The organism is Paenibacillus sp. FSL H8-0104 (assembly GCF_038050215.1).
Lineage (GTDB): Bacteria > Bacillota > Bacilli > Paenibacillales > Paenibacillaceae > Paenibacillus > Paenibacillus amylolyticus.
Genome location: NZ_JBBOTC010000001.1, coordinates 1,249,212 through 1,260,250 on the forward strand (window position 1 = coordinate 1,249,212; position 11,039 = coordinate 1,260,250).

Consider the following 11,039-nt stretch of genomic DNA (forward strand, 5'->3'; position numbering starts at 1 on the left):
CTATCCTTACGCTAATCCGTTTGTTCTATCTCTATTATGTTTTGAATCAAGTGATACACCTTTCTCTATGTGGTGGGGGATAAGCCATTCTTGAGAAAGAGGCCCACAAAATCCTTGATCTGATCTTTGTGCAACGTAGGATGCGCTTTGTTCCAATCTGAGGTTAAGGTGACATACAGCTTTAGCAGGACAAAAGAAACCAGCATGGGATCGTCTCTGCGAATCTGCTCTAATTCCATGGCACGGCTCACCTGACGCTCCAGATATTCAAGAATGGCTGTCTCCACTTTCTGCAAACCTTCCTTGGCCTGTGGCGTACCGAACTCGTTGACCTCCTGAAAGAGTTTGATCAACAGCTCATGTTCCTCCCGATACTCCAGCAAAGAATCCATACTCATATGCACGTTATCCAGAAAGGAGTTCTCTTCCTTCACAGTCTGCTCTGTAATCTGTCTCATATCCGCAATGATCGAGCGCAGAATCTCGCTAAACAGTTCTTCTTTATTTTCGAAAAAAGTATAGATCGTTCCCTTGCCCACATTGGCAAGTCTCGCAACCTGCTCCATCGTTGTGGCCTTGTAGCCAAACAGGGCAAAGGATTTCTCGGCAGAATCCATCACCTGTTGCCTTCGATCTATCGTTTTCATCGCATATGCACCTCCTTATATGTTGAAAGGTAATGGGTAAGGTAAGTTATCTAATGACCAATTTACTATTTCGGTCATCTGGTCGTTAACAACTGTAGCACTTGAACGGGGAAGGTGGATGTGATCTTTGTCATAATGTGGGCTGGGGGATGAAAACAATAAATGAGTAGAGGAAGTACGGATGAGGAGTTACTATAATATGGAAAAGTGCTAAATATATCAGTTATAGAGTTGAATAGCTATAATAGCAAAGGGTGGCGAAGAAACAGTAAATATTAAAATAAAGCAAAGAATGAGGAGTACGTATGGAACACGTTTTATGGACGATCTATCTTGGATTACTTGGCACAGCATCACTCTCGTATCTTATTAAAGGAAAGTATAAGTCGAAACTTAGCAAAATCGATTTTGTCGTATCCGTTATTACATGGATAGGGTTGCTAGGATATGTAACGGAAACAGCTATTTTAAATCCTTCTTTGTGGAAATTTATTACTGTGGCAGCGTTGTTATGGGATGTATTATTCGCAATGCTTTTAAAGGATAACGAAGGGGAAGAGATTTTGGATGGATTACCAATTATGACGAGGAGAGTTTGGATGTTGATAACTTTAGTTATCGCGATTGGACCTCTATACTATGGGCTGTTTAGATATGCTTTCTCTTAAGCGGAGAACTTTTTTTATATTTTATTAACAATGTAACTTAATGGTACAATTCTGCGTCCAAAATCTAAGAGCCAAATTATATATTAGAATGAGAGGAGGTCTACCTTGAAATATTTCTCCTACATCCTGATGATGTGTCTTGTCCTACTCGGTTGTTCCGATTCATCATTGGAAAGCAACGATACAGCAGACCGGATTCAAAGAGAGGGACAGACGATGACGGCAACCAGACAATTGGGTGATTATGAACTCCGATTAAGTGTCCAACAATCTGGTGATCACGACTTCACTTTTCAACCGGGAATAAGGTATAGAGGACAAGATGTCAACCACGAGATTTTCCATTCGAAACAGCTTTTTGATATCGATCTGCAAATGGATGGCAAGACGCTTCTCCCGCCGAGGTCGAGTACCAGTGAAGAATTGGTAACGAAATTAACGAAAGATAGCTGGTATTCAGAAAAAGTTGAAATAACCCTTACACCGGAGCAGGTTCAATATATATCGAATAGTGAGGCCGATCTTATTCTTAATGCTGGATTTCGATCCGAACAATCCGGCTACAATGATGAGAAAAAGATGATGATAAGAGCAGAAGAAATACTGTCTGTTAAATGATACCGGGAAGGTATAGAACCTACCCACCTAAGTTGGTAACAACAAAAAAACCAAGGCTTTGAGTGTAGTCACTCATGAGCCTTGGTTTTTACTGTGTCGTATTACTTTTATCTATATCCTATTAATTCTATTCTGCACGTACTTTAAAGAATGAGATCAGTTCTTGCAGTTGCTCGGATACAACTGAGAGCTCATCGGAGGCACTCACAATGGCTGCCATGGAGGCTTCCTGCTCATCAATTGACTGCTCAATTTGTTTACTGCTGCTTGCTGCCTTGCTGACATTGGCAGACAGTTCATCGGCCGTAGCAGACATTTCCTGTGTGCTTGCCGAGATTTCTTCAGTAGAACTGGAGATATCCTGAATCTGGTTTGCAACTTTATTCGTAGCAGTCAGAATATTCTCGAAGAATACACCAGTCTCTTGGGTAACTTCCAAGCCTTTGGTAACTTCCTTGGAACCCAACTGCATCGCTTCGGAAGACTGCATGATATCCCGTTGAATTTCTTCAATTAACTGTCGAATTTGCTTCGCTGATTCCTGCGATTGCTCTGCCAGATTACGTACCTCACCTGCAACCACCGCAAAACCTCTTCCTTCTTCACCTGCGCGGGCTGCCTCGATTGAAGCGTTAAGTGCAAGCAAGTTGGTTTGTCCAGCAATCTCCGTAATCACGTTAACAATGTTGCTAATCTGGTTCGAGTTATTTTCCAAAGACTGAATCGAATTTGACGTATTTTGCACCGCACCGGAGATCAGGCGCATCTGCTCAATGACTTGTTGCATCACCACATTACCTGTGCTGGAGCGCTGCTCCATGCTGAGTGCTTCATCTGCCACATCGGCTGAGCTACTGGCGATCGTCTGCACTACCGTTGACATCTCTGTCATGGCACGTGCGTTCTCCACAGTGGCTTTGTCTTGTGACACCAGTCCAGTAGATATTTCTCGAATATTGGTGCTGATGGATTGAATGTTCACATTATTTTTCTCGGAAATGCCCAGTAGTTGTTTGGAAGATTCCGAGAGGTGATGTGAAGCATTCTGTACTTTATAGATGGTTGTATTGAAGCGATGGATCATCGCATTGAACTTCTCGTTGATGATACCCAGATCATCTCGCCCGGTATCGATGGTTACGTCCAGATTACCCGTGCTGACTTCTTCGATACCTTTCATCAGATTGCGGATCGGAAGCAACGTTCTTTTCAGCAAAATGAATTGCAATACCATGAACAGGATCAGGAAACCGATCAGGAACATCAAACCGTACGTAAGCAGTTTGTTCAGGCCTTTTGGAACGGCACTTGCATCTACATCGAAGTAAAGAGCAGCATACATGGAGCCGTCTGCGTTATTAATCGGATAGATCAGAGTGGTCCAGGTTCCGTACTCATCCGTGTAGAAATCACTGAAGGCAGGTTTTCCGTCCTTTTTCATCTGTTCCAGCACTACGACGTTATTCTGAGGCAGCGGGTACATGGCACCTGCGGGTAGATTACCTTCCTCGAATGGTTCCAACAGATTCGTTGGAATCGCGATGATGGACGTTCCGTTTCCTTGCTCAAGTTCTGAACCAAAAATGTACGCTTGCGCGATGTTTGGATAGAATTCATGGATGGAATCGAGATAAGTTTTCATTTCCAGCTGTACAGGACCGGAGTAGCTTTTTTCCTTAGCCGCTTCTGCCACTTTGGCAGTGTCGAGATCATCGTACCATTTCTGGGTGATGACGGTAGCCTGGTCGTGCAACTGTTCAACCAAGATATTTTTTTGCAATTGATACGCGGCAGTAATCAGAATTACACCGATCAACATGATGCTGCCGAATGAAATCACCAAATTTTTGATGAAGAAAGGCATGGTACTCCAGCGAAGCTTATTAAACAAGATGGTTCACTCCTTCTACGATTGTGACGAAGGACTTATCCTGGGTGTTGTACACGCTATGTAATTGTTGACTTAAAAACTGTGAAATCGTCCCTAAATATCCTGTCTGATCACATTCTCTTTTGTTTCTGAAAGCTTTTCGTAATGGGTTTTGCTATTCACGTATATGAACTCCAGGTAAGTTCTACTCTTCAGATATATCGTTATATAGGCATATTAATATTAGATATTTGCAACAAAATAGGACTTATGAACCGGTTCCAAGGTTATAATTGCGCTTTTTTTCATTATATTTCTTGTATATCCATGAAAATTTCATAGTGATACATATCATCCTTGATCGCGTTTAAGATTCACTAAAGGTTCGTCCCCTACCATGGTTACATAAGCCTCGGTTGCTTAACAGAAACCAAGAAGGAGGATTCATCATTTGAATATTTTATTACGAAAAGTTGCAGTAACGGCATTGTCCGTGACGATGGTAACGACATCTTTTGGTCTGATTGCAAGTCCGAATGCGGCATTTGCAGCAGAGAGTACAGCGACAACCACGAGTGCAGGCGTGACGCAAGCTTATGAATCGTTGTTTCAGACGGATAACGTCATTGATGTGAATGTAACGATTGATGATGCAGACTGGAAGAGCATGCTCGAAAGTCCGCTGGATAAGGATTATAAGAATGTTAGTGTGGAAGTGGATGGTAACAAGCTGGACAATGTCGGTTTCTCCACCAAGGGTAATCTGACCCTGAAAGCCGTATCTTCAATGGAAGATTCAGACCGTTACAGCTTCAGACTGAAGTTTGATAAATACGATAAAACACAAACCCTGCTTGGTCTTGATAAAATGGTTCTGAACAATAACTATGCCGATCCATCATACATGCGTGAAGTTCTTCATTATGAAGCACTGCGGAGTATTGGCATGGATGTACCAATGACGAACTATGTTAATCTGTACGTTAACGGCGAGCTGGTTGGTTTCTATACTGGCGTTGAAGCAGTGGATGATAGCTATCTGGAGCGCAATTACGGTGAGGATTACGAAGAAGGCGTCCTCTATGATACGGATGAGAAGAGTTATCTTCAATATGAAGAGGGCAGTGACTACAGTACAATCACCAAAGACTTGGGTACGGATAAGGACAAAGCCAAACTCAAAACCTTCATCCAAACGCTGAACGAGATGCCAGAAGGTGAAAAAGGCGATATTGAAAGTGTACTGGACGTAGATTCAGCACTTCAATATATTGCAGGCAACCTGGTTTTTGGCAACTATGACAGTTATAACGGCCACAAAGGACACAACTACATGCTCTACAGTGATGCCGCTGGCAAGTTCACCGTTGTTCCTTGGGACTTTAACATGTCCTTCAACGGGTACTCGGGTGGAGGCGGACGTGGCACAACAACCGGATCAACCACGACCAACACCAACGCAACAAACGTATCTGTGGACGAGCCCGTACTGGGCATTAGCATGAAAAATGTACCGATGATTAATAACCTGCTTGCTGTGCCGGAGTATAAAGAAAAATATTTGAGCTACGTCAATGAACTGACAGACTATATGGAAGGCATTCAGGATCGTATCACTAACCTTGCCGATGAGATTCTTCCTTATGTGGAAGCAGATCCAACGAAGTTTTATACGACAGAACAGTTTGAATCCAACATCGCTTATTCTGCAAATGCAGACGCGGCAGGTGGTATGGGCGGTACACCACCAGAAGGATTTGAGGGAATGACACGACCTGAAGGCATGGAAGGAATGACGCCGCCTGAAGGTTTCGAAGGAATGACACCTCCAGATGGTACAACACCTCCAACTCAGCAGGGTACTGCAACTGGAAACGGTACAACAGATGCAACAACGGGTACAGATAATACCCAGACACGCCCCGGTGGTAACTTTGGCGGTGGGGGCGAAGGCATGGGCTCCATGGCAGCCGGGTCACTGACGACATTTGCACTGAACCGTCTTGCGAATCTGCAAGAGCAACTTGGACGTGAAGTAACGCCTTTGCCTGAGACTTCGGAAGAGACAGGCTCGAACACCTCATCCGGAACAACCGACAAAACCATTACCGTAACTCTCGATGGTAAATTGATCACATTCCCGGATCAGGACCCACTGCAGCAAAGTGGCCGAGTAATGGTACCTGTGAACGCAATCCTCCAAGCACTAGGTGCAGAAGTGACTTGGGACAAAATGGCGAAGACGGTAACAGCTGTACTGAATTACCAGACCCTTGTGCTCAAGATTGGAAGCAGCACCGCAACCGTAAATGGAGAGACACTCGAAATTGATGCACCAGCGATCATTCAAAACAGTCGCACACTTGTGCCTGTACGCTTCATCTCAGAAGGACTGGGACTTACCGTGGACTGGGATCAAACCGCTGCACAAGTAAGCCTTACATCCAAATAAGAATTATCTCCTGCAGATCAACGTTGTTGTATGGAAAATAAAAAAAGGGATTCGATGGTCAGATCGAATCCCTTTTTGTTCTGCTTTTTGAGGTTAGACGGAGCGAACATCCAGCAAAATCCGGCCTCGTCCATGTCTGGCCTCACTTTTGGCATGCGCTTGATTCGCTTCACTCAAAGAACATTCTTACATGATTACGGATAATTCGTAAAATATTAGGTTTCAACAAGTTATTTTTGTGATAAAAGTCACTGAAATATTATAAATATTGTGATCACTCCTACCGATAAGACTATAGTGATATTCGAAACGGAATCGAAATTGGCTTGAATATCCCCACAATTACATAGGGAAAAGGGTGGCTCACACACATGCGAAGCATGAGCATCGGTACCAAAATCAGTTTGATCGTTATCAGTATATTTATCGTCTTCTCTTCAGCCGTGGCGGTAAGTGTAATCCTGGAGATGAGGCAGGGGATCACGACATTTGCTACAGAGAAGGCAAAGCGCGATTTGGAGATGGCGAATAGTATCATTACATATAAGCATCCAGGAGATTGGGCCATTAAGGATGGACAATTATTCAAGGGAGATACCGCGCTGGAAGGCAACTTTGAACTGGTGGATGAGATTGGAGAAGCTTCTGGTGACACGGTGACGATCTTCCGAGGTGACGAACGTGTTGCAACAAATGTCATGGTGGACGGAAAGCGTGCTGTTGGCACGAAGGTATCGGACGAGGTCGCCCAGACCGTTTTGCAGCAAGGGGAAAAATACTTCGGTGAAGCCGTGGTTGTGGGTCAGAAATATCAGACGGCCTATGAACCAATCAAGAACGCATCCGGAGAGATTATCGGAATTTTCTATGTTGGCGCTTCTCAATCGTTAATTGATGTGATTATCTCCTCGTTCCTCAAGACATTCCTGATCGTATTCCTTCTTGCAATGTTGGTCGCAATTACCCTGATCCTGCTGTACGTTCGCAGGGTGAGAGTAAGAATCGAACGGGTATCCGTAGCGATTAAACGTGCGGGGACGGGCGATTTCACACAGCCAGTTGTGGACAACGTCCAAGACGAGATTGGTATGCTGGGCATGGGATACAATGAGATGAGAAGTAATCTCCAGGTCATCATTCAAGGAGGACTTCAAGCTGCGGAGAAAGCAGAGCATTCGACCGGGCTGCTACTGAAGATTGCGGACCAAACGTCCAAAGAATCGGCGCAGATTGCATCCTCCGTTGAACAAGTCGCACAAGGAGCCGAGAGTCAGACAATTAGTACGGAAGAAAATCTGCAGGCCATGGAAGAAGTGGCGATAGCCGTACAACGCATGGCGGACAAGGCCTCCAGCATCTCGGACGCTGCTTTGTATTCACGCAAACAGGCAGAAACCGGAGGTGAAGCGGTGCAACTTACCGTTCAGCAGATGTCTACCATTGAATCTTCCGTTACCACAACAGATGAAGTCATTCGTATGCTGGAAGGGAAGTCGGCACAGATTAGCCAGATGGTTTCCGCCATTCATGAGATTGCAAATCAAACGAATCTGCTTGCCCTCAATGCATCCATTGAAGCAGCAAGAGCAGGGGAGCAGGGCAGAGGATTTGCCGTCGTATCTACCGAGGTTCGTAAACTGGCTGAACAAGCCGGACACTCTTCAGATCGTATTGAAGAACTGGTCGAAGCCATGGAACAAGATATGCAGCAATCGCTATCGGCCATGTCCAGAGTGAAGGACGAAGTACAGAAAGGACTGCGATTGACCCGGGAAACGGAGCAAAACCTCAGCCTGATCCGGGATACAAACCTGCGTATGGCTACAGAGATTGAGGACATGGCTGCGACAAGTGAAGAGATGTCCGCAGGCGTGGAACAGATCGTGGCTTCTGTGCATGAGATCGCTCGCCATGCGCAGACGGCTAGTACCAATTCACAACAGGCTGCCGATTCTGTCCATGAACAGCTCAAGTCGGTAGAGCAGATCAAGGCATCTGCGGCTATTTTGTCTGATGTGTCGACAGAGTTGCAGACCTCACTTAGTCCGTTTAAGATTTAAGATCTGTTACAATAGGGAAAAGGAGGGACTACAATATGGCCCCTGATAAAACAAAACTTTTCCCGAATGAGAATATCCGTACGGTATGTTACATTCAAAACCTGCCGCCGCGTTCCAACGTGGACATCGGTGATTATACGTATTATAGTGACAACACAAATCCGCCAGAGCAATTCTATGACCGGATACAGCATCATTATGACTTTATTGGTGATCGCCTGGTCATTGGCAATTTCTGTGCAATTGCGGAAGGTGTGACATTCATTATGAATGGCGCGAATCATCGGATGGAGGGTATGACCACGTATCCGTTCAACATTTTTGGTGGAGGATGGGAGCGTGTGACACCTACACTGGAACAACTTCCATATAAGGGTGACACGGTACTGGGGAACGATGTATGGCTTGGACAAAATGTTACGATCATGCCTGGTATCACGATTGGAGACGGGGCAATCGTTGCCTCCAATTCAACCGTTGTTAAGGACATTGAACCCTATACGATTGTTGGTGGTAATCCAGCCAAGACTGTTAAAAAGCGTTTTGACGAAGAGACGATTGCACTGCTGCTGGAATTGAAGTGGTGGGATCAGGATGAGGAATGGCTGGATACGCATTTGGAACGTCTTGTCTCTACATATGATCTACAGATCTTGCGCGAACTTCTGAACAGCAAATAGGATGGATGTGCATTGTGCTTAAAAGACAAAAAAAGCTGGTTCCTGATGGAGCCGGCTTCCAAGCAAATCAGGCCCTGGACCGTTTTGAGCGGATCAGGGCCTCTTGTTGTCCAAGATGAAATGTTAATTTAACGGGTGGGTGGTCGTAGGGTACAATCAGACTTTGTTGATGGGGGCTTCAAATGAGTGTGATTTTCTGTATGATCCGAGTTTGTCTGTTTGCCTGAATAAAAGTTAATGATATCATCAACGGTAGTAAACACGACATTTAAATCCATATTATCATTGTGTGTTTGAATAAAAACCTCTTTTCAATAAGTTGTTGCGTTGTTTAATTTAAAGCTTCTTTCATGCTTAAGCCTGCTGTGAATACAGGAACTTTACCTGCAGGTAGTTGAATTTCTTTGCCTGTTTTCCGGCTTCTTCCCGTTCTTGCCTCACGCTTCTGCACTTCAAATTTCCCGAATCCGACCAGTTGAACTTCTTTGCCTTCTTTGAGAGCTTCGAGAATCGAGTCCAGTACAACGGTTACAGCTTTTTCAGCATTCTTCTTGGAGAAACCGCCAGCCTTAGCTACTTCTGTGATCAATTGTTCTTTATCCATGGGGAATACCTCGCTTTCAATCTTGGGATGTGGAAACTTTGCTGTGACACATATGTGTAAATAAAAAGCTGCCTTATTAATAAGGCAGCTTTCATATAATTAAAGTTTAGTAACGTTCTCAGCTTGTGGTCCACGGTTACCTTGAGTTACTTCAAATTGAACGCGTTGACCTTCGTCCAAAGATTTGTAACCTTCACCTTGAATTGCACTGAAATGAACGAATACATCTGTTCCTTCTTCAGTTTCGATAAAGCCGAATCCTTTATCCGCGTTGAACCATTTCACTGTACCTGTTTGCATGTGATTCCTCCAAAAAATAAGTTTTTAGCCGATCATTATGACGAGTATAATTTAAAATTGACACTCACCTGGTGCATTTAAACCACGAACTTGATGTCCGCTAATGTATCGATTAATATGATAATACCATGTCCGCTAATATAAGTCAAGATTTGGAGGTATTTTCTAATGAATCAGTCATCAGGGGTTTCGGTGCAGCGGGAACCGACAGTAGAGGAATTCATACATATGCTTGCTAATGAGGGTGAATTGCATCCCAAAACCGTGAAGGAATATACAAGTGATCTGAAACATTTTATCGAATGGTACAAGGAAAGCACCATGCTCAGCGAAGAGTTCTCACTGCAAATTGAAGATGTGGATACATCCACTTTAGTCAGTTATCGTGAAGATGCTCACCAAGTTATGTTATTGAAACCAGCCACCATTAACCGGAGATTGATAACGCTGAAGCGTTTTTTCAAATGGGCTGTCTTGGAATCCAGGCTCAGTCATGACCCTTCCAAACCATTAAAATTCATTCCGGAAGACAAAGTAAGTCCACGTCGAATGACATTGGAAGAAGAGCAGGCATTCCTCGCGGCAGTGGAGTATGGTAATTCCCTTCGTGATCAGACCATCCTCACCCTTATGTTTCACACAGGCTTGCGAACGATGGAGGTATGCAACCTCAAGCCTCATGATATCGAAATTGGTAGACGAAGCGGTCACCTGACAGTGAGCGCAGATAAACGCAACGTGCAACGTAAGATCCCTCTGAATATGCAGTGTGTTGTTATGTTGAATCAGTACTTATCTGATCTTGCTACCGATCGTGCGTACCTTTTTCCCTCAGAGAAGACAAATGATCGTTTAACGGAGAGAGCACTGCGCCACCTGATTAAAAAAGTAATGATAACAGCAGGGCTGGAAGGACTGAGTTCACACGACCTGCGTCATCGTTTTGGCTACGCCATGGCTGAGCATACGCCACTGCACCGTTTGGCCGAGATAATGGGACACACCAACCCAGATACAACAATGATTTATTTTAAAGCATTAAGTACGAATCATCGTAAAGAACAAGAATGAAGACTGAATTATAGTCAGAATCAAAACACCTCTTATTAGAAGTACTTCGAAATTTTCCGTGTTTGTATT

The 11,039-nt window shown here is 44.2% G+C and carries 10 protein-coding genes; 6 read left to right on the forward strand and 4 right to left on the reverse strand.

Features of this window, described 5'->3' with window-relative positions:
- Positions 1 to 65: 65 nt before the first annotated feature.
- Positions 66 to 647, reverse strand: a complete 582-nt coding sequence (locus NST38_RS05545) for a TetR/AcrR family transcriptional regulator (protein WP_076253362.1) — start codon at positions 645 to 647, stop codon at positions 66 to 68.
- Between the two features lie 305 nt (positions 648 to 952).
- Between NST38_RS05545 and NST38_RS05550 the strand changes: the two genes are divergently transcribed.
- Both NST38_RS05550 and NST38_RS05555 read left to right on the forward strand, forming a co-directional pair.
- Complete coding sequence (locus NST38_RS05550; protein ID WP_076253361.1) at positions 953 to 1,315, forward strand: hypothetical protein; 363 nt, start codon at positions 953 to 955, stop codon at positions 1,313 to 1,315.
- Between the two features lie 105 nt (positions 1,316 to 1,420).
- A complete protein-coding gene (locus NST38_RS05555) occupies positions 1,421 to 1,933 on the forward strand; it encodes a hypothetical protein (RefSeq protein ID WP_076253360.1) in 513 nt (170 codons plus the stop codon).
- A 127-nt stretch (positions 1,934 to 2,060) separates the two neighbouring features.
- Here the strand turns inward: NST38_RS05555 and NST38_RS05560 are convergent, their stop codons facing one another.
- Entirely contained in the window at positions 2,061 to 3,797 is a 1,737-nt protein-coding gene (locus tag NST38_RS05560) for a methyl-accepting chemotaxis protein (RefSeq protein WP_036606543.1), read from the reverse strand.
- 457 nt (positions 3,798 to 4,254) lie between these two features.
- Here NST38_RS05560 and NST38_RS05565 point away from each other — a divergent pair, with 457 nt between their 5' ends.
- The 3 genes from NST38_RS05565 to NST38_RS05575 all read left to right on the forward strand — a co-directional run bounded on the left by NST38_RS05565 (position 4,255) and on the right by NST38_RS05575 (position 8,995).
- Entirely contained in the window at positions 4,255 to 6,255 is a 2,001-nt protein-coding gene (locus NST38_RS05565; RefSeq protein ID WP_076253359.1) for a CotH kinase family protein, read from the forward strand.
- Positions 6,256 to 6,626: 371 nt separating this feature from the next.
- Entirely contained in the window at positions 6,627 to 8,315 is a 1,689-nt protein-coding gene (locus NST38_RS05570; RefSeq protein WP_076253358.1) for a methyl-accepting chemotaxis protein, read from the forward strand.
- Between the two features lie 35 nt (positions 8,316 to 8,350).
- Positions 8,351 to 8,995 (forward strand): Vat family streptogramin A O-acetyltransferase, encoded by a 645-nt coding sequence (locus NST38_RS05575; protein ID WP_017690335.1) that lies wholly within the window; start codon positions 8,351 to 8,353, stop codon positions 8,993 to 8,995.
- Positions 8,996 to 9,326: 331 nt separating this feature from the next.
- Here NST38_RS05575 and NST38_RS05580 read toward each other — a convergent pair whose 3' ends face one another.
- Both NST38_RS05580 and NST38_RS05585 read right to left on the reverse strand, forming a co-directional pair.
- Positions 9,327 to 9,599, reverse strand: a complete 273-nt coding sequence (locus tag NST38_RS05580) for an HU family DNA-binding protein (RefSeq protein ID WP_036606368.1) — start codon at positions 9,597 to 9,599, stop codon at positions 9,327 to 9,329.
- A gap of 99 nt (positions 9,600 to 9,698) precedes the next feature.
- The gene (locus tag NST38_RS05585) at positions 9,699 to 9,899 is read right to left on the reverse strand and encodes a cold-shock protein (RefSeq protein WP_017690333.1); all 201 of its coding nucleotides are present in this window, start codon (positions 9,897 to 9,899) and stop codon (positions 9,699 to 9,701) included.
- Positions 9,900 to 10,067: 168 nt separating this feature from the next.
- Here NST38_RS05585 and NST38_RS05590 point away from each other — a divergent pair, with 168 nt between their 5' ends.
- Entirely contained in the window at positions 10,068 to 10,970 is a 903-nt protein-coding gene (locus tag NST38_RS05590; RefSeq protein WP_076253357.1) for a tyrosine-type recombinase/integrase, read from the forward strand.
- Positions 10,971 to 11,039: the final 69 nt, after the last annotated feature.